This is a genomic window from Bacillus sp. CFBP9009 (assembly GCF_036541465.1).
Taxonomy (GTDB): Bacteria; Bacillota; Bacilli; order Bacillales; family DSM-1321; genus Peribacillus.
The window spans coordinates 566824-587131 of the sequence record NZ_JAZHFU010000001.1 but is presented as its reverse complement, the minus strand read 5'-3'; the positions used below and the strand labels follow the sequence as shown (position 1 = coordinate 587131).

The 20308-nt window shown below is 43.0% G+C and carries 15 protein-coding genes, 1 riboswitch and 1 other annotated feature (1 of these 17 cut by a window edge); of the genes, 6 read left to right on the top strand and 9 right to left on the bottom strand.

Going from position 1 to position 20308, the window contains the following annotated elements:
* Positions 1 to 2: a binding site (T-box leader), on the bottom strand; it reaches 215 nt to the left of the window's first position.
* Between the two features lie 148 nt (positions 3 to 150).
* Positions 151 to 3165 carry a transglycosylase domain-containing protein gene (locus tag V3595_RS03070; RefSeq protein ID WP_485905392.1) on the top strand — a complete coding sequence of 1005 codons (3015 nt, stop codon included), beginning with the start codon at positions 151 to 153 and terminating at the stop codon, positions 3163 to 3165.
* A 134-nt stretch (positions 3166 to 3299) separates the two neighbouring features.
* Here V3595_RS03070 and acsA read toward each other — a convergent pair whose 3' ends face one another.
* Complete coding sequence (gene acsA / locus V3595_RS03065; RefSeq protein WP_485905391.1) at positions 3300 to 5018, bottom strand: acetate--CoA ligase; 1719 nt, start codon at positions 5016 to 5018, stop codon at positions 3300 to 3302.
* Between the two features lie 338 nt (positions 5019 to 5356).
* On the opposite strand from acsA, the gene V3595_RS03060 reads away from it, so the two are divergent.
* From V3595_RS03060 to V3595_RS03050, 3 genes are read left to right on the top strand one after another with little or no spacing between them, the layout of a single operon-like run.
* Positions 5357 to 5989 (top strand): GNAT family N-acetyltransferase, encoded by a 633-nt coding sequence (locus tag V3595_RS03060; protein WP_034309235.1) that lies wholly within the window; start codon positions 5357 to 5359, stop codon positions 5987 to 5989.
* A gap of 26 nt (positions 5990 to 6015) precedes the next feature.
* Entirely contained in the window at positions 6016 to 6666 is a 651-nt protein-coding gene (locus V3595_RS03055; RefSeq protein WP_485905390.1) for an acetoin utilization AcuB family protein, read from the top strand.
* The gene (locus tag V3595_RS03050) at positions 6659 to 7840 is read left to right on the top strand and encodes an acetoin utilization protein AcuC (RefSeq protein WP_485905389.1); all 1182 of its coding nucleotides are present in this window, start codon (positions 6659 to 6661) and stop codon (positions 7838 to 7840) included. The genes V3595_RS03055 and V3595_RS03050 overlap by 8 nt, the downstream gene beginning before the upstream one ends.
* Positions 7841 to 7929: 89 nt before the next feature.
* Here the strand turns inward: V3595_RS03050 and ccpA are convergent, their stop codons facing one another.
* Both ccpA and V3595_RS03040 read right to left on the bottom strand, forming a co-directional pair.
* Positions 7930 to 8934, bottom strand: a complete 1005-nt coding sequence (ccpA, locus tag V3595_RS03045; RefSeq protein ID WP_413019291.1) for a catabolite control protein A — start codon at positions 8932 to 8934, stop codon at positions 7930 to 7932.
* Positions 8935 to 9316: 382 nt separating this feature from the next.
* On the bottom strand, positions 9317 to 10393 hold the full coding sequence (locus tag V3595_RS03040; protein ID WP_101222960.1) for a bifunctional 3-deoxy-7-phosphoheptulonate synthase/chorismate mutase: 1077 nt from the start codon (positions 10391 to 10393) through the stop codon (positions 9317 to 9319).
* A gap of 231 nt (positions 10394 to 10624) precedes the next feature.
* Here V3595_RS03040 and V3595_RS03035 point away from each other — a divergent pair, with 231 nt between their 5' ends.
* A complete protein-coding gene (locus V3595_RS03035; protein ID WP_485905388.1) occupies positions 10625 to 10792 on the top strand; it encodes a hypothetical protein in 168 nt (55 codons plus the stop codon).
* A gap of 118 nt (positions 10793 to 10910) precedes the next feature.
* Here V3595_RS03035 and ytxJ read toward each other — a convergent pair whose 3' ends face one another.
* From ytxJ to V3595_RS03020, 3 genes are all read right to left on the bottom strand, one after another.
* Positions 10911 to 11231, bottom strand: a complete 321-nt coding sequence (gene ytxJ / locus V3595_RS03030) for a bacillithiol system redox-active protein YtxJ (protein WP_485905387.1) — start codon at positions 11229 to 11231, stop codon at positions 10911 to 10913.
* 136 nt (positions 11232 to 11367) lie between these two features.
* Positions 11368 to 11940 carry a YtxH domain-containing protein gene (locus V3595_RS03025; protein ID WP_485905386.1) on the bottom strand — a complete coding sequence of 191 codons (573 nt, stop codon included), beginning with the start codon at positions 11938 to 11940 and terminating at the stop codon, positions 11368 to 11370.
* 45 nt (positions 11941 to 11985) lie between these two features.
* Positions 11986 to 12495, bottom strand: a complete 510-nt coding sequence (locus V3595_RS03020) for a DUF948 domain-containing protein (RefSeq protein WP_485905385.1) — start codon at positions 12493 to 12495, stop codon at positions 11986 to 11988.
* 228 nt (positions 12496 to 12723) lie between these two features.
* Here V3595_RS03020 and V3595_RS03015 point away from each other — a divergent pair, with 228 nt between their 5' ends.
* Complete coding sequence (locus V3595_RS03015; protein WP_485905384.1) at positions 12724 to 13836, top strand: aminopeptidase; 1113 nt, start codon at positions 12724 to 12726, stop codon at positions 13834 to 13836.
* 53 nt (positions 13837 to 13889) lie between these two features.
* Here the strand turns inward: V3595_RS03015 and murC are convergent, their stop codons facing one another.
* The 3 genes from murC to V3595_RS03000 form a co-directional block, all read right to left on the bottom strand.
* Positions 13890 to 15194 carry a UDP-N-acetylmuramate--L-alanine ligase gene (murC, locus tag V3595_RS03010; RefSeq protein WP_063232675.1) on the bottom strand — a complete coding sequence of 435 codons (1305 nt, stop codon included), beginning with the start codon at positions 15192 to 15194 and terminating at the stop codon, positions 13890 to 13892.
* A 285-nt stretch (positions 15195 to 15479) separates the two neighbouring features.
* The gene (locus V3595_RS03005) at positions 15480 to 18323 is read right to left on the bottom strand and encodes a DNA translocase FtsK (RefSeq protein ID WP_485905383.1); all 2844 of its coding nucleotides are present in this window, start codon (positions 18321 to 18323) and stop codon (positions 15480 to 15482) included.
* Positions 18324 to 18741: 418 nt separating this feature from the next.
* The gene (locus V3595_RS03000) at positions 18742 to 19929 is read right to left on the bottom strand and encodes an amidohydrolase (protein ID WP_485905719.1); all 1188 of its coding nucleotides are present in this window, start codon (positions 19927 to 19929) and stop codon (positions 18742 to 18744) included.
* 225 nt (positions 19930 to 20154) lie between these two features.
* Positions 20155 to 20257: riboswitch (glycine riboswitch) on the bottom strand.
* Positions 20258 to 20308 lie beyond the last annotated feature (51 nt).

Genomic DNA, 20308 nt, shown 5'->3' with positions numbered 1-20308 from the left:
ATTTAATCATTTTATTGTTGTTAATAAACTTTTATCATACATAAGAATCCTTGTCAACATACCCTTACAGATTATAGAAAAATAAGAAAGATGCCCTTTCCCCTACCTGTTGTATGCTATAATATATGTGATTTCAGGGGGTATGATACGATGAATAATCAAAAAGATAGATTTCTAACAGTCTGGAAGCAGCTGACCCGTTTTTTTCAAAATGAAAAAACACATAGGAACGCGCGGGTTACATACCAAGTCATTTGGAATTTAACGCTGATCCTCATTATTGTCGGGATTCTAGGATTCTCATTCGCCGGCGGCGTCGGAGCCGGCTATTTCGCTGCCCTCGTCAATGATGAGCCGGTACGCTCAAAAGAAGATTTGAAAAAAGACATTTACAATTATGAAGAGACCTCTGAAGTATACTTTGCTGATGAAGTATACTTGGGCAAGCTTAAGAGTGACCTTGAGCGTGAAGAAGTGTCCATCGATAAAGTTTCCGAGCATCTAAAAAATGCAGTCATCGCTACAGAGGATGAGTATTTTTATGAGCATGACGGGGTTGTCCCGAAAGCCATCCTGCGTGCCGTTTACCAGGAATTTACGAATGCAACCGTCCAATCGGGAGGAAGTACATTAACACAGCAGCTCATTAAAAACCAGGTCCTGACCAACGAAGTATCGTTTGAACGGAAAGCAAAAGAAATCCTGCTTGCGCTCCGGGTCGAAAAATTCTTTGAAAAAGAAGAGATTTTGGAAACCTACTTAAACGTTTCCACTTTGGGACGAAATTCTTCAGGACGTAACATCGCTGGTGTCGAGTCCGCCGCTGAAGGTATTTTTGGCGTGGAGGCCAAAGATCTGACACTGCCCCAATCTGCGTTTATCGCTGGATTGCCGCAAAGCCCTTTCGGATATACACCATATACCCAGAAAGGAAAACTGAAAGAAAATCAAGAGCCCGGCATCAACCGGATGAAAACCGTTTTAAAGCGGATGTATAGTAACGGATACATAACAAAAGAAGAATATGATAAAGCAAGCGCATACGACATAACAAAAGACTTTATCGGCAAAACGGAGATGCCATCCGAGAAATATCCATGGCTCACCTATGAAATCGAAAAACGCTCCATCGAAATCCTATCCGTCAGTCTGGCAAAAGAAGATGGATATGAAGAGAAAGATTTAAAGAATGATGATTTAAAAGCTCAATATCTAGCACTTGCCGATCGTAAGCTGCGGCAGAACGGCTATCAGATTTATACGACAATCGATAAAAAGATTTATGACAAGATGCAGGAAGTGACGAAAAACTATCCGAATTACGGATACGATAAAACGGCACAAGTCGTCGATCCTGATACGAAGGAAATGAAAACGGTGAGTGAGCCCGTTGAAGCCGGGGCCATTCTAATCGAAAATAAAACAGGAAAAATCATCAGTTTCGTAGGCGGCCGTGATTTCAAGCGGGAACAGACGAACCATGCAACCGCATCACTGCGATCGAACGGATCAACGATGAAGCCGCTGCTCGTATATGGCCCGGGGATCGAGTTAGGAAAGATCTCACCTGGAAGCGTATCGGCCAACGTACCCATTTCCATTCCAGCAGGAAAAATGTGGCGTCCAGGAAACTATGGCGGCGGCAGCTATACGGGAGTAACGACAGCGCGTGAGGCACTGAAGAATTCCTATAACATCCCGGCAGCGCTCTTTTACATGAAAATAATCAACCAAGGTCCAGCTTCCTATTTGGAAAAAATGGGCTTTACAACAGTGACGAAAGAGGATTACTCTAATCCTTCCATGTCATTGGGAGCTTTGTCAAAAGGTGTAACCGTTGAAGAAAACGTCAATGCATTTGGCACATTTGCCAATTCAGGGGAATTCGTCGATGCCTATATGATTGATAAAATCGTATCGAAAGATGGCGAGGTCATCTATGAACATAAAGTAAAACCAGTGGAAGTATTTTCTCCGCAAGCCGCTTACCTGACGCTTGATATGATGCGAGATGTCGTAAACAGCGGGACGGCCGCTTCGGTCAGGAACCGACTTGCATTCTCAAGTGATTGGGCAGGTAAGACCGGAACTTCACAAAACTATTGGGACGCTTGGTTCGTCGCTACCAATCCCAATGTATCATTCGGTACATGGCTTGGATATGACACACCGAAATCCTTGCAAGGGACCTATAATGGTCTTGAATATAATAAACGTAATATGTATTATTGGGCTGATCTGATCAATGCCGCATATAAAGTCGACCCAAAACTCGTCGACCCCGATAAGCGATTTGAAATGCCGGGCGGAATTGTCAGCCGTTCCTTCTGTGGCGTTTCAGGACTGCTGCCTTCAAGTTCATGCCAAAAGGCCGGGCTTGTCAAATCGGATTTATTCATTGCCAAATATGCTCCATCCAAGGCGGATGATAGTTTCATAGATGGACAATATGTATCAGTCGGCAGCAAACGCTACGCAGCCCTTCCGCAAACGCCTGGCGAATTCACAAGCGGCGGGTTCATGTTGAATCCCGATTCCTTTGCAGATATCGGATTGAAATATGTCGATGACCCGGGATCCGTGATTCCTGGAGCCGAAAAATCAGGAAATGTCGTCGGGGCGACAGCGAAATTGAATGATAATGGCAAGGCACCAGATCCCCTATCCATAACGATCGGTAACGATAAAATTACATGGGGCTTGCATGATGAAGGAGATGTCGTCGGTTATCGTGTCTATAAAGACGGCAAAAAAGTGGCGAGCATCAATGCTGGGGAGAGCCTGGTTTATAAAGTCGGCTCAGGCGGTTCCTATTATGTAACGGCCGTAGACATAGTCGGCAAAGAATCAGCCCCTTCTCAACGTGTTGAAAGCGGCGCTAAAAAGACAGGTTCAAAAGAAGATTCCACAAAAACTAAAGATGATCGTGGAAAAGATAAAATAGCTAACGAAGATAAAAAACCAGACTCAAAAGAAGAGAACGGTTCAGATAAAGATATAGAAAAAGAACCAGAAAAAGAAACGCAAACAGATAAAGAGCCAGCTCAAGACAAAGATCAAAACAAAGAGAATACAGATCAAGAAAATCAAGAGACCGACAATGAGCAAGACACAGTCATTGATAACGAGCAAGACACGGATAAAGCTGAAGAAGAGGAAGAATGACACTCTTTCTTGAACTAAAACAGGCTGTCGGGTTACCCCGACAGCCTGTTTCCTTATAAATTTCCCAAAAAGGCATCCATGGAAGTGACCATGGATGCCTTTTTCCTTCTCAATAATCAGTAAGACTAAGTTTCTCAATCCTCCATCGATGATAAATCACCAGTTGGCAGATCAAGTTCCCAAGCTTTCAAGACACGGCGCATGATTTTACCGCTTCTTGTTTTAGGAAGTTTATCCCTGAATTCAATTTCACGAGGTGCCGCATGTGCTGCTAGACCATGCTTTACAAATGTACGAATTTCCTCAATCAATTCATCGTTTGCCTCATATCCGTCACGAAGGGCGATGAACGCTTTGATAATTTCCCCCCGAACCGGATCCGGCTTACCGATGACCCCGGCTTCGGCTACGGCTGGATGCTCGACCAATTTGCTTTCCACTTCGAAAGGTCCGACCCGCTCCCCTGCCGTCATGATGACATCATCAACACGGCCTTGGAACCAGAAATAACCATCTTCATCCATATATGCGGAATCTCCGGAAACATACCAATCACCTGGCATAAAATAAGATTCATATTTAGCTTCATTCTTCCAGACGGTCTTCATCATCGAAGGCCAGCCTTTCTTGATGGCAAGGTTCCCCATTCTATGCGGCGGAAGCTCGTTGCCTTGATCATCCACTATTGCCGCCTTCACACCTGGAATCGGTTTGCCCATCGAACCCGGTTTGATTTCCAGGCAAGGATAATTGCAGATGACCTGTGCCCCGGTCTCCGTCATCCACCATGTATCATGGATACGGTGATTGAATACCTTCATTCCCCAGCGTACCACTTCCGGGTTCAACGGTTCACCGACACTTAAAATATGGCGGAGAGAACTCAAATCGAACCGCTTAACGATTTCGTCACCTGCGCCCATCAGCATCCTGAAGGCAGTCGGGGCACTATACCAAACCGTGACACCAAAGTCCTCCAAGGTCTTGTACCAGGATTCAGGCTTGAACCGTCCGCCTACAATGACATTCGAGGTTCCTGTCATCCAAGGTCCAAATATCCCGTAAGACGTCCCTGTCACCCATCCAGGGTCCGCTGTGCACCAATACACGTCCTCATCCTGCAAATCAAGGACCCATCTTGCCGTTTGATAATGCTGGATCATCGCATTATGAACGTGTAGCACTCCTTTTGGTTTGCCTGTGGAACCTGAGGTGTAGTGAAGAATCAGACCGTCATTCCGATCCACCCATTCAATTTCGAATTTTTTGTCGGCTTCTTTTAATTTTTTATTGAAGTTATGGTAATTTCCTTCTTCTTTTATATTTTCCCCCACCAAGAAAATATGCTTTAAATGGGTTAATTCATCCACCGGTACACGCGGCAAAAGTTCAGGTGTCGTCACTATCACACTTGCCTCACTATCTTCAAGACGATCCCTTATGGCGCCTTCCATGAAAGCTTCGAACAACGGCCCTACGACCGCTCCCGTTTTAATCGCACCCAACAAAGCAAAATAAAGCTCCGGGGAGCGAGGCATGAAGATGAAAACACGATCTCCTTTTTCCACATTGGCAATGTTCTTGAACACATTGGCCGCTTGATTCGTATAATCTTTCATTTCCTTGAATGTATACTTTTCATTTCTTTTATCGTCTTTGTAATAAAGGGCCACTTTATTCTTTTTGTATGTTTCGACATGGCGGTCAATGGCTTCATACGCAAGATTCACTTTACCGGTTTCAGACCAGGAGAATTCCTTTTCGGTCTCAGACCAGTCAAACTTATTGTATTTTTCATCATAATTCTTTAAATTAAAATTACCTTCCACTACTGGTAACGCTTTCACATTCATACGACAAACTCCCCCTTCATTCGGCTCTATATTTTCATTATAGTATAAGAATCGAATTATCTCAATTTTTAAAATATTAAATACTTCCATATTAGGGAAATCCCTTCTTGGTGAATTTTGAAAGTTACTGGTATATTGTTATGGTTAAGGTGAATGCATATGATGGCCGGGAAAGAAGAAGCACTGTAACAAAAGCGCCTTTAACTTTCTGAATTATGCCCCTCGTTTTCATGTATAATTTATGTAAGCTTTCCATTCGGTCAGTTTTTAAAAGCAATGCTTCGTATACTCCGGAATGCGAGAGTGTAAGATTACTATATAACAAGGGTGGTGAAAGAATGGAATATAGTAAGACCTTTTACACTAAGGAACTGCAGACATTAAGCGGAACGCTCATCATCGAGGGGCCGTTAAGCGGCGAAAAAATGTCCGCTTATGAGTTTCACGAAGACTTGGTCGCCTTTCGCCCGCCTGCTTTGCAGCATAAAGCGTTAATAGAGATTGCAGACTTGCCTGAGGGCAGGATCTTTATCGCCCGTGAAAATGAAACAATCGTGGGTTATGTAACTTACTTATATCCCGATCCCTTGGAGCGCTGGTCTGAAATCAAGATGGAGGACCTGATTGAGCTTGGTGCAATCGAGGTCATCCCTAAATACCGGGGTGCCTCCGTCGGGAAAAACCTAATCCGCCTTTCCATGGAAGACGATTCGGTTGAAGACTTCATCATCATCACCACTGAATACTATTGGCATTGGGATTTGAAAGGGACAGGTCTGAATATTTGGGACTATCGCAAGGTCATGGAAAAAATGATGAGTGCCGGTGGTTTGGTCTACTTTGCAACAGATGATCCTGAAATCAGTTCCCACCCAGCCAACTGCCTGATGGCCCGTATTGGCAAAAGGGTCCCGCCGGAATCCATCCAGAAATTCGACCAATTGCGTTTTATGAATCGGTTTATGTATTAAAGAGGCGAGTAAGAGGAGGAAGGAAAATGATTGTTGAAACAATAATGAATGAGGATATCATCACCCTCACTCCAACGGATACAATCCATAGCGCTGTCTTGATCATCAAGGAGAAGCGAATTCGCCATATCCCCATTGTCGATGACAGCTTTCAACTTGTGGGATTAGTCAGCGACCGTGATATTCGGGATGCTGCCCCTTCTATATTCCGTACCGAAGAATACAAAAATGATTTACAAAAACCACTATCAAGCATCATGAAAACGGAAATAATCACAGGGCACCCGCTGGATTTCGTGGAAGAAATCGGGGCTGTTTTCTGTGATAACAATATCAGCTGCCTTCCAATCGTAAAGGGAAGGAAGTTAGTGGGCATCATAACCGGTTCTGATTTACTTCATTCATACGTTGAGTTGACTGGAGTCAATCAGCCCGGATCCCAAATCGAAATCAGAATCCCGGATAAGGCAGGTTCCCTTCATGATATTGCCCATATTTTCAAAAGGCGCAATACGAATATCCTGAGCACCCTTGTTTATCCTGAAAAAAATGGAACCGACTATAAAATTCTTGTAATTCGTGTACAGACGATGAATCCATTTATGGTGGTGGATGATTTGAAGAAAGAAGGCTATACCGTTTTATGGCCTAGTCTACCGGGGATTTCACATGAATGATACATCCCTTTTCGTTTATTCGGATGAACTCCTTACCTACAAATTCAACGATGAGCATCCATTCAATCAAAAACGGCTTAAACTCACGCTTGATTTATTAAAAAAACACCATGCCATAAATGATGATCAAATTATCAAGCCCAGAATGGCAACCGAAGCAGAATTGGAACTGATCCATGATCACCATTATGTAAACGCTGTCAGATTGGCAGGCCAGGGAAAGCTCCCCCCTGAAAAGGCTGTAAATTATGGGCTAGGAACGGAGGATACCCCTATCTTCCCCAAAATGCACGAAGCAAGTGCCTTGCTTGTAGGCGGTACCTTGACGGCTGTGGATGCCGTCATGACCGGTCAGTCCCTGCACGCACTTAATCTTGGCGGTGGCCTTCATCACGGTTTCCGCGGGAAAGCCTCGGGCTTTTGCATTTACAACGATAGTTCGGTCGCGATTAAATACCTGCAAAAAAAATATGGGGCGCGTGTCTTGTATGTCGATACCGATGCACATCATGGTGATGGAGTCCAATGGTCATTTTATGATGATCCGGATGTATGTACACTATCCATCCATGAAACAGGTCGCTACTTATTTCCCGGCACCGGCAATATTAACGAGCGGGGCCAGGGAAAAGGCTACGGCTATTCATTCAACATCCCGGTCGATGCGTTCACTGAAGATGATTCCTGGCTCGAATGCTACAGGGCTTCCTTTAAAGAGGTCATTGAATTCTTCAAACCGGATGTCATATTAACGCAAAACGGAGCCGACTCCCATTATTACGATCCGCTCACCCATTTATCAGCCACCATGAAGATTTATAGGGAAATACCAAAGCTGGCCCACGAAATGGCCCATAAGTATTGCGAAGGACGGTGGATTGCAGTGGGCGGCGGCGGATATGATATATGGCGCGTCGTCCCGAGGGCTTGGGCGAGGGTCTGGCTTGAAATGACGAATAATGATATATCAGGTCCCCTATCAAAGGAATGGCTCGATTGCTGGCAGCCTGAGTCCCCTGTTCCCCTGCCGAATGAATGGGATGACATGGAGGATATATACGAACCCATTCCGAGGAAGCCTGAAATTACCGAGAAGAATGCCCTGACGCTTGAAAAGGTCCTTTATCCCATCAGGTCTAACAGGCAAACAACTAAAAGCAATGAACAAAGTTAACAAAAGATCGTTGAAAAACGATCTTTTTTGTTCGGGCAAACATTTGAGAAACAAAAAGAGAGTGCCCTCGGGACACTCTCCAAACCAGTTTATTTCGTTGATTGACGGTTTTCAATCCGATGTGGCAGGATCACTTTTTCAAGACCTTCCTCCACTTGTTCTTTATTCATCAACTTTGTAAGAAGCCTCATCGCAACAGCACCAATATCATATAAAGGTTGAACGATCGTCGTGATTTGCGGACGAACCATCAATGTCAATCTCGTGTTATCGAAGCTGATCACTTCAAAGTCTTCCGGTACATTATACCCTTTGTCCTGAGCGGCATGGACAATTCCAAGCGCCATTTCATCAGCACCGGCGATGAATGCTGTCGGTCTGTCTTCAGCTTCCAGGTACTTTTCAAAAGATTCAATTCCTGAATCATATGTATAATCACCTTCAACGACATAACTTTCATCAAATGAAAGCCCAGCTTCTTTCAATCCTCGTTTATAACCAGTCAATTTCATTTCATTAATCAGCGCGGAAGGGTTTCCGCTTACAAAAGCGATATGCTTGTGGCCTTTTTTAGCGAAGAAGGTCACGGCGTCGAATGCCGCCGCCTCATAATCAATATTGACCGATGGAACTTGTCCGCTTTCATCCACCGAACCTGCCAGAACGATTGGAACAGGTGAATTCTTAAACTCTTTGACATGCTCATCAGAAATGTTGCCGCCCATGAATACGATACCATCCACTTGTTTTCCAAGCATCGTATTCAGCAAATGGAATTCCTTATCTATATTCTCATCAGAACTGCTTAGAATGATATTGTATTTATACATGGTGGCTATATCTTCTATGCCCCGTGCCAATTCGGCAAAAAAGATGCTTGAGATATCCGGGATGATGACCCCGACTGTAGTCGTTTTCTTTGAGGCAAGTCCCCTTGCCACTGCATTGGGACGATACCCTAACTTCTCAATCACATCTGAAACTTTCTTCCTTGTTGCAGGCTTTACATTTGGATTCCCGTTAACTACGCGGGAAACGGTGGCCATGGAAACATTCGCCTCACGCGCCACATCATAAATGGTTATATTATTCATTCATCCATTCCTCCATTTCTTTCATTTTCCCCATAAAAGACTCGAATTATTTCGAAAAAAAATCTTTTATGCGTTTTTCTCTATAAGGAAGATTATTTTAGGAACGATCTGCCTAACAAAAAATGCAGTCCTACTCTCTTCTCAGTCAAATATTCAATACCCTATTCAAGTATAAAATTCACATAGATATCACTTTATGTATGACTCAATCTTCCGAACAGTTCTCATTCTTGTTATTTATCATACGATAGTCGAATCTTTCCTGCAATCCAATAGTGCTCATTTCGAAGCTTTTTCTGCAAAAACTAGTATTTTACCATTAAAAAAAGCCCTTGCCAAGTTGGTAAGGGCCGTAAATAGATCATTTAAAGACTTTCTTAGCTTATACAGTTACCCAGTTCAAACGTTTAATTTCTTCGTAGAATTCATCAAATTGTTTGAAGTCCATTTGCTGTGCAGAATCCGATAAAGCAACGGAAGGATCTGGATGCACTTCAGCCATAACACCGTCAGCACCGATTGCAAGAGCCGCCTTAGCCGTAGGAAGCAGTAGGTCGCGACGTCCAGTTGAATGCGTTACATCAACCATGACCGGTAAATGAGTTTCTTGTTTTAAAATCGGTACAGCAGAGATATCAAGTGTATTTCTTGTTGCTTTTTCGTAAGTACGGATACCGCGCTCACAAAGGATGATGTTGCCATTGCCCTGCGACATGATGTATTCCGCTGCATGAATGAACTCTTCAATCGTTGCAGCCAGTCCACGTTTTAAAAGAACTGGTTTATTTACAGCACCTGCCGCTTTTAGCAAATCGAAGTTTTGCATGTTGCGCGCCCCGATTTGGATGACATCGATATGATCGATCGCCGCTTCGATATCGTTGGCACTCACGATTTCACTGATTACAGCCAAGCCGTATTCATCAGCAACACGTTTAAGTATTTGTAATCCTTCCAAACCAAGCCCTTGGAAGTCATATGGAGATGTACGTGGCTTAAATGCACCGCCGCGCATCAATTTCAAACCTTTAGCTTTAATGACTTCCGCCACCGCAGCTGTCTGTTCATAAGATTCAACGGCACATGGTCCGAAAACGAAGCTAGGGATCCCGTTACCGACCAATTCACCCTTAATGTCGATGATAGTGTCTTCAGCCTTTTGTTTTCTCGATACAAGAAGAGTTTTCTTCTGATCATCTTTTTGTAGCTCCAAGCCCAATTTAAAGATTTCCTTGAAAATATGTTTAATCGAACCAAGATCAAGCGGTCCTTGATTATTGGCTTCGATAAGATCCAGCATTGTTCTTTCACGGACCGGATCGTAACGGTTTACACCTTGTTTTTCTTTAACGCGACCAATTTCCTGTACAAGTTCAGCACGTTGATTAATAAGATGTAATAACTGAAGGTTCACATCATCCAGTTGATTACGAAGTCCATCAAGCTCTTTGTTGCTCATTACAAATCCATCCCTTCGTTTTTTAAAATAGAAATCGGTTCAGCGGACTCCAAACTAATAAAATCCCATCTGGATCCACCCCGATTGTTTTATCAATGAAAAATTTAGAATATTTCATGTATAATTAAATCAATTATAAATGAAGTGTCCAAAAATGTCACTATATTTTTCTTTAATAATTAAACGCTTTTAAGCATTAAAGTTATAAATGCATAAAAGTAGGTGCTAATGATGCAGGAAAAACGATTTCCACTGGATATTGGAATACGATCCGTTGTAGGAATTATATTGGAAATAGAACAGGAAAGCTATAATTTAATTGCTAATTTTTCTCAAGAGCATTGGACCTTGATTAAAGAGTTACAACTGCCGCCTGTACTCCCTGTGTTGGCTAAATGAACAGGAAACGACCTTACAGTAAAAGGTTTCCCCTGGAGATCGTTTAAAAATCCTATGGCCTACCAGATGAAATAATAAAAGGCCGGAACCCTTGCCAAAGGGTTCCGGCCTTCATGAATCATTCAGTGATGGCCTTGCTCAATGAATCATATGTAATACGCCAATGAGACTCATTCCAGGCCGGTTTTCCACTTTTAAAAAGGATGGCCTGAGGTGATTGATGTTTGATATCAAATGTTTCTGCCACATAATTGGATAGTGGACGAGCTTCCTGAACGGCTAAATAGGCCGTTTTAATTTGTGCGTTCTCTAAGATGTACCTCTCATATTGTTCAAATGCTTCAGCGCTGACCGGGCATGTTACACTATGCTTGAAAAGCAGGAATGTATCCTCTTTTAGAAGCTCATTGAATTGTTCTTCTGTTTCGATTTTGCTCATGACCATAATACAGTCTCCTTTCCTTGTACATATAAATTTTACCATCAAAAAGGCGATGAAGCCATTGAAGCACTTCACCGCCTTATTCTTCGTCCCTTTATGCCTCTTCATCCCCATTAAAGGAATTCAAGGAATATTATTTCTTTAAATTATTCTCTGTTTCATCAAATGCCTTTTTCGCTTCATCTAGCTTTAATTTTGCCGCATTCTTGTTTCCGCTTGTAGGATCGGCGGGATTATTTCCCGAATCATTGCCGTTAGCAAAGTTCGTTTCGACGGATACGATAGGAGAATCGGAAGTTCCGGTTACATCTATATCCTTATTGCTCGAATTCGTCGTATCATCAGCAGCGTCGCCGTTTTCTTTACCCGTTTTTAGGTTTTTCACTTTATTGACGATATTTGAAGATTTATTGGAAACGATTTCCGTGACAGAGCTCGTTTTCTCTTTTGCAGTATCAGCAAGTACTGTACCTTTTTCCATCGCCGTTTGTCTTAATCTTTCTGTTTTCTCTGAAATGTTTCTAGCTTGTTCATTGAAATCATTCCTTAATTCCTTGCCTGTTTTCGGAGCCATGAACAAAGCTGTAGCCGCTCCGATCATCCCGCCGATCAAGGCGCCAATCATAAAGTCCTTTGAATTGATCGAGTCGCGTTCGTCCTCATATGATTTCTGATAGTCCTTTGTCGGAAATTCTTTTTGAGTCATAATACATTCCCCTTTCAATTTTAAGTTCATTTTTTTACCTGGATTTTAAGATCTAGAACGTAAAAACCTTTTTTTAGGCAGGTTATCTGTTTCCAGTGCTTCCCTTTCTAACTCCGCCCTTTCGGTTGGAGTCGGGGCAGCCTGTTTGCTTCTGGCCTTCCACTTGTCTCTGATCTCCATGGCAACATTGCTCCATTGTACAATTTGTGAGATTCGGTCTTGATTATTATCAATCTCAGCCTGCACTTTATGGGAAACCTTTTGGATGGAAGTATTGAAGCTAGAGATGGATGTGCCTACATCCTTCACCGCATCCACCACCGTGTTCAGGTTTTCTGACTTGTGCTGCAAATCTTCAGCCAACGTATTCGTTTTATGTAATAACTGAGTAGTTTCGAGCGTAATGCCCTGCATTTGGCTCTCTAGTCCTGTCAGCGTCCGGGCCACACTGTCCAGGGTAGTTTGAAGTGATGTCAGTACCTTTGTTAGGAAAATAACAAGTACCAAAAAAGCTATCGCTGCAACAGCAGCACTTACGTATAAAATAATCTCCATTGGAACACCTCCGAAAAAAATCGACTTATTTAATAGCTGTTAGATATTAATTACCCCTTCCCTAATATTATAAACGTATTTATTTTTTCAATATACCCTATCTAACCCTAATCTGGAAATATTGTTGTCTGCATCCAGTTCCTCCGTAAATCCATGGGTCACACTTATGGCAGGAAATCGGGTATGATAGTAAAGATAAGTCGAATTTAAACAATGGAGGTATTTTTTATGAAAGATCCCAGAATTGAAACATTGGCCAAAAACTTAATCAATTATTCCGTGAAGCTTCAAAAAGGTGAAAAAATCTTGATCGAAAACTTTGGTTTGCAGCGTGAACTTGTTAACGCACTTGTGAATGAAGCCTATGCAGCAGGTGGTTACCCATTCGTCCTTTTAAAGGATCACCAAGTGGATCGTGCCTTGCTGATGGGTGCCAAAGAAGAACAGTACAAGCTGATGGGTGAGTTTGAAGCAAACGTAATGAACCAGATGGATGCTTATATCGGGCTTCGTGCCGGGGATAATATCAATGAACAATCCGATGTCCCTTCAGAGAAGATGGCGATTCATGGACAGACAGTCGGTAAAGTACATAGAAATATCCGCGTGCCAAAAACAAAATGGGTCGTACTTCGCTACCCGACAAATTCCATGGCCCAATTAGCCAAAATGAGCACAGAAGCATTCGAAGACTTTTATTTCGAAGTCTGCAACCTCGACTATGGCAAAATGAGCGCAGCAATGGACAACCTTGTTGAATTGATGGATAAAACGGATAAGGTCCGCTTAACTGGGCCCGGTACGGACTTAACCTTCTCCATCAAAGACATTAAAGCCATCAAATGTGCGGGTGAGCTGAACATTCCTGACGGTGAAGTATATACGGCTCCGGTTAAAGATTCCATCAATGGAGTGATTTCGTATAATACTCCGTCCCCTTATCAGGGTTTTACTTTTGAAAACGTGAAGTTAACATTCAAGGATGGAAAAATCGTTGAAGCGGTTGCGAATGATACGGAACGCATCAACAAAATTTTTGATACTGATGAAGGCGCACGATATGTCGGTGAATTTGCAATTGGTGTAAATCCTTATATTCTACACCCGATGCAAGATATCCTCTTTGATGAAAAAATTGATGGAAGTTTTCATTTCACTCCCGGACAATGCTATGATGATGCCTTTAACGGAAACCATTCAGACATTCACTGGGACCTGGTAAATATTCAGCGACCTGAATATGGCGGCGGGGAAATCCATTTTGATGACGTCTTGATACGTAAGGACGGACGCTTCGTTTTACCGGAACTGGAAAATTTAAATCCAGAAAATTTAAAATAACGTAAAAACCAATAAAAAAACGACCGACCCGTTAGAGCGGGTCGGTCGTTTTTTTATTTTACCTGCAGTGAATGCTCATAGGCTGCTTGGAACTTTTGAATGTCCCCCGCACCCATGAATAACACGACACTATTTTCATGATTTTGCAATATTGATGTTGTATTCTCCGTAATTAGCTCGGCACCGGGAATCTTATCTTGAAGGTCTTCAATCGATAACTTCCCTTGATGTTCACGAGCAGATCCAAAAATTTCACATAAGTATACTTTGTCGGCCAAATTCAAGCTGTCGGCGAATTCATCAAGGAATGCCTGAGTTCTCGAGAAAGTATGCGGCTGGAATACCGCAACAACTTCACGCTCTGGATATTTCTGACGCGCCGAGTCAACAGTTGCAGAGATCTCCGTCGGATGATGTGCATAATCATCAATGATGATCTGACTTCCGATTTCCTTTTCGGAGAACCGGCGTTTAACTCCGCCAAAAGTCCGCAATTGGGCTTTCACAGCTTCCGTATCCAAGTTTTCATATTTACAAAGTGCAATGACACCGAGTGCATTCAACACATTATGCTTCCCAAAAGTAGGAATAGTGAATGTATCATAGTAATTGTTCCTTACATGCACATCAAAAGTCGTGCCATCCGGAGTGACGGAAACATTTTTCGCTTGAAAATCATTTCCTTCTGCAAATCCGTAAAAAATAACCGGTACTTTCGCCTGAATATGTGGTAAATGTTCATCATCCCCGCACGCAATGATGCCTTTGTTGACTTGAAGGGCCATCGTTTGGAAAGCCTCGAACACGTCTTCGACATTGGCATAATAATCAGGATGATCGAAATCGATATTCGTCATGATTGCATAATCCGGATAGTAGGAAAGGAAATGACGGCGATATTCACATGCTTCGAATACGAAGTAATCAGAATTCGCGATTCCTTTACCCGTTCCATCCCCAATCAAGAAGGATGTCGGTTTAGCGCCCCCCATTACATGGGCAAGTAAGCCGGTCGTCGATGTTTTACCATGCGCTCCCGTAACAGCCACGCTGATGAAGTTTTTCATGAAATCACCTAGAAAACGGTGATAACGGATGATCGGCAAATCAAGTTCTTTTGCCTTCACGATTTCCGGATGGCTATCCGGAAACGCATTTCCTGCAATGATGGTCATTCCAGGTTGAATATTTTCCTCGTTGAAAGGAAGGATTTTAATCCCGGCTTTTTCTAATGCCAATTGTGTAAAAAATTCTTTTTCGTAATCGGAACCCTGCACTTCAATATTCATATCATGCAGTATTTGTGCAAGAGCACTCATACCCGACCCTTTAATTCCCACAAAATGGTAAGCAGTCATAAAGCGAACCTCCACCAATCGTCTACCTGTATGACAGTATATGACGTCATCTTTTATTTGTTTTTTCATTACGAGACTTATCAGTAACGCAATTTCTTCATAGGTTTTTCAAGCTTATATTTTCAATCATTCATCAACAAAAAACTATTATATCACTTTTTTAATCATTCATCCATGTCAGGCAGATGCCAATTTATCAAATCATTGGCTTTTCCCTCAATTAAGGTGATAAAAAAGGGTTTTCACCCTTTCACATTATATACAATTTCCTTTTATTAGGTTCTCTTAATTAACATGTAAAAATTCAAGTTCTTCTTCCGTAATCAATACATCCCTTGGCCTTGATCCCCTGGATTCGGAAACGACTCCATGCTGCTCCATCATTTCTATTAGACGCGCTGCACGGTTATAACCGACACGGAAGCGCCTTTGGACACTAGATGCAGATGCAGCCTGCTGGCTCACGACAAATTCACAGGCCTCGAAAAACAGTTCATCCGCTTCTTCCGTGACCTGGGCCCTGTTCAGCAAGTCTTCCTGCTCGAACAGGTATTTTGGCTGCTGCTCCAGTTTAACATGGTTGACGACTTGGTCGATTTCTTCATCACTCACAAAAGTCCCTTGCAGGCGTACCGTTTTTGAAGAGCCGTTTTCAGCGAATAACATATCTCCTCTTCCCAATAATTTTTCTGCACCGCCGCTATCGATGATCGTACGGGAGTCGACTTGTGAAGAAACCGAAAAAGCGATCCTTGTCGGGATATTTGCCTTGATCAATCCAGTTATGACATCGACTGAAGGTCTTTGAGTGGCTACAATCAAATGGATGCCGCAGGCACGGGCCTTTTGGGCAATCCGGCAAATCGCTTCCTCTACATCAGCCGGGGACATCATCATCAGATCCGCAAGCTCATCGATGATCACCAGGATATAAGGCAGCTTGCTTGAATATTGACCGGCTTTTTCCGCTTGGTCATTAAAGCGGGTGATATCACGGACACCGGCATGTACAAACAATTCATAACGCCGTTCCATCTCCTCTACAGCCCACTTCAACGCAGCCGTAGCGGCTTTTACATCGGTTATGACTGGACTGACCAAATGCGGGATCCGGTTATATGGGGCGAGCTCAACCATTTTCGGATCGATCAACAGCAATTTCAACTCCTGCGGCGTCGCTTTATAAAGTAAGCTTACCAGCATGGTGTTGATACAGACACTTTTACCCGATCCCGTTTGCCCGGCTATCAATCCATGCGGCATCTTTCTCAAATCCGTGATGATCGGCTGACCGGATATATCGAGTCCTAAAGCCACAGCAAGCGGGGATTCATGCTCTTGAAACTCAGTACTTTCCAAAACCTCCCGCAAAAATACCGGTTTGCTTTTCCTATTCGGAATCTCGATGCCAATTGTATGTTTACCCGGAATAGGCGCTTCCATCCGCATATCCTGAGCAGCAAGGCTTAATTTGATGTCATCCATCAGGTTCGTCACTTTATTCACCTTCACCCCCGGTTCCGGATGCACCTCGAAACGAGTTACTGCCGGTCCTTGAGTGACATTGACGACCTTTGCACGGACATTGAAATTTTTCAATGTCTCATCAAGTAATAAAGTCTGTTCCTCGAGCCACACATCATCATGCACAGCATAAGTGGGAGGTGTCAGCAATTCGATATTCGGAAACACATAGTATGGATTTTCATTTTCATCCGCTTCCAGGGAGCCAAAAACTGCCGGGATTTCGCCCTTACTGCTTTCTGCCGCTGCCTCTGTATAAACTGCTTCTTGATACCCGTTTCCAGAAATGGGGGATTCCTGTTCCAAGAGCGGCTTAGGGTTGGAACCGATGTTGGATTCGACTGTATTTTCAGGCACAGCGTCGGTTTCGGAACCAACCTTAGTGTCCGAAAAGGTAGGTGAAATGGCCGGAGTCTGCTCTTTCGGCATAACTCTTCCTTCCTCGGGTTCCCGTTCAGGAATGGCGGATGGTTTCGTTTGTCCTGCCTCCGTTTGGGCAGCATCATCCATTGGCCGCTTATCAGGTGAAACTACTGCCCTTTCCGAATTAAGGCTTTTTTTTTCCGGCATCATTTTATTCATGAAACCATTTTTTTCCCGATCTTGCTTAAGCATCATCACATTAAATGGGATATGTTTTTTCGGACGTTTGTGCTGCTCTTCAGGTATTGCCTCAGATGGGTCTTCAGGCATTGTCCCTTGACTAACGGATGGTTGATTGGATTGTACAGCAATCTCCCCAGGAACCGATATCGCTTCAGACGGTGTGTCGTCCGTCTGTTCCATGATGGATACAGCGACTTCGCGTCCTAAATCGACTTCGTCCTGTTCAATAGCCTCTTTTCCCACCTCAGGCTCAATTATGTTAGGCTCGATTACTGCTTGTTCTGGCAGTGTCTCAATGGAATTCCTGCGAAAGAAAGCGGGTATCTCCGAATCTTCCCGTTTTTCTTCCGCTTGTTCCGGTATAAGAACGGATGGTTCTGTCGTCAATTCCTCATGTGACACTTCTTTTGGGATTTCAGGAATCGATACTGGAATCCCGATATCGGGTTCTTCTTTTTTTAGGACGGGCATTTTGCTTTCTAATTCATATTCGACAATTTCTTCAGAAACGACTATTTTTTTTTCCGGACGACGGAACCCATAAATGGGTGAAGGGATTTCCGTCGGGCGGAATGGAGTATTTGAAGGGACTATTTTTGAGGTTTCCTCCCGTTCAAAGCTTCTCCGTTTTGGTTCAGGATCCCTTACAGGCCTTCTCGTCGTTTCTTTGGTCACATTCTTCCCCTGTTTTGGTTCGTGTTCTTCCCTGTTTCTTTCCCTAGGCTTTCTTTTGTTCTGTTCACGGTCTGGAATGAGCGGAAACTTGAACTGCCCTTTTGGATATTGAAACAGGATTTTCGTATCCGGGTCTGGCGTCTGCGACATCTTTTCCACTTTTTGATTGTAAACCTTTATTTCTTCTTCCTTTGACTTCGAAAGCTTCGAAAAATCCATTTTTTTTAATGTCTCTTCATCAAGCGGTTCATCTATAATAATTTCTTCGATTTCGATAATTTCCTCTGCTTGGAACCATTTTTTCATCTTATTTAGCCATTTCAAAACTATCACTCTTTCTACATCTGTAGTTATGTAACTAATTCTACCAGTTATTTTAAAAATATCGAGAAAATTTAAGCTAAATTGGGATTAGTATCTATTTTTTTATCGCACTCTTACTAACTTAACGTATTTCGCAGAACTCCTACCCTATTAAACCCCTTCTGGAATGAGTTTAAACCTACCCATCGCGAAATAACATTAGCCCCTAGTCTACTATTTAAATAAAACACCGCTGTTAAATCGCGTTTACAAAGAGATTAAGTTTTCATGCAGCGCAAGAAGCAGACTGGTCAATTCATTGAAGCATCCTTCACGAAACCTCCGGTGGCATTCTGAAACCCATAAAACACCGTTCGTTAATACCGAACGGTGTTTTGTGGGTTTCTGCATTTTTTTGCAAACAAATATACCAATGGGACTATTCCCATTCATAAAAATTGCATACAACCTGGGCCACTGATTTGGATGCGATCAAAAGGGCATCTTCATCAATGTCGAATTTAGGATGGTGATTGAAATATGCCTTCTCCACTCCTTTCGGTTTACAGCCAATGTAAAAGAAGCAGCCAGGAATCTTTTCGGCATAATACGAAAAATCTTCTGAACCTGAGAAAACCGGAAATTCCAAGACATTTTTAATATCTTTGTCATTCATGCTTTCCAGACTATTTTTCACGAATCCAGTCAGTTCAGGGTCATTATATAACGGAGGATAATCAGGCACATATGTTAGTTCGCACTGAACATCAAATTCCGTTTCTATCCCTTTGACGATGCGGTGGATTTCCTTATCGATCAGCTGTTGGGTCTCTGCTGTCATATAACGGACATCCCCTTCAATTTCTATACGATCTTTTATGACATTAAAGCTTCCTTTTCCATCGAAGGAGCCGATTGTGACCACGCCCATGTCAAAAGGATTCAAGCGGCGGCTGATTACAGTTTGTACGGCTGTCACGAAATGGGCCCCTGCCACAATGGCATCATTAGCCATATGCGGGGAGGAACCATGTCCGCCTACACCCTTTATCGCCAGCTTGAAATAGGTCCGTCCAGCCATCGAATAGCCGCCGTGATACCCGACAACCCCTGCTGGATGCGACGGAAATAAGTGGACTCCAAAAACGGCATCCAGTTCATCCAAACACCCTGATTCCATAATGCTTTTTGCTCCACCTGGGGGCGTTTCTTCTGCATGTTGATGGATTATTTTAATCGTACCGGATAGGGAATCTTTAAGCTCATTGATGCAGTCTGCCAGAACCAATAAATAAGCGGTATGTCCATCGTGTCCGCAGGCATGCATGACACCTTCATTTTTTGAACGGAACGGGACATCCGCTTCTTCTGTAATCGGCAATGCATCGAAGTCCGCACGGAGACCTATCGTTTTCCCAGGTTTTCCGCCTTCAATCGTTACGATGATCCCTAATCCATTTCCTACATTCGTTTGAATCGACACATCCTTTCCTTTATAAAAATCAATGATATATTGTGCCGTTTTCTCTTCTTTGAAGGATAGTTCCGGATTCTCGTGTAAATGACGGCGGATTTGAACCATTTCCCCTTTACGGGCTTCCAGCATGTTCATTAATTTGCTTTTCACGTTCATGATCATTCTCCCCCTTATTTCAAGTTGAGTATATTAGTAAGTTCCATGTTCGCTGCATACCTTCTTATACAAAGTGCCAAATAAAAAAGGGCAGGGAAGGATTGCGTAAACTTACCGCTCCTCTTCTCTGTCCTTTTTACCTGAGAGTTTAGCTCCATTTTTGGTCATGGAGATTTCCCCTTTGGTGGCACACTGCTTCCTGCGCGGTCTCCAGAGTTGCGTCCAGCTGCGGTTCCATTTACCTGAGAGATTTGCTCCAAGGGATCTTTTTGGAACTTGCTCCTTCGGTGGCTCAATGCTTGCACTCTCCCACAACGTTCATCCGCTTGTTCTATCATTATATATTTTCAAAATATTCCAATTATATTATCAC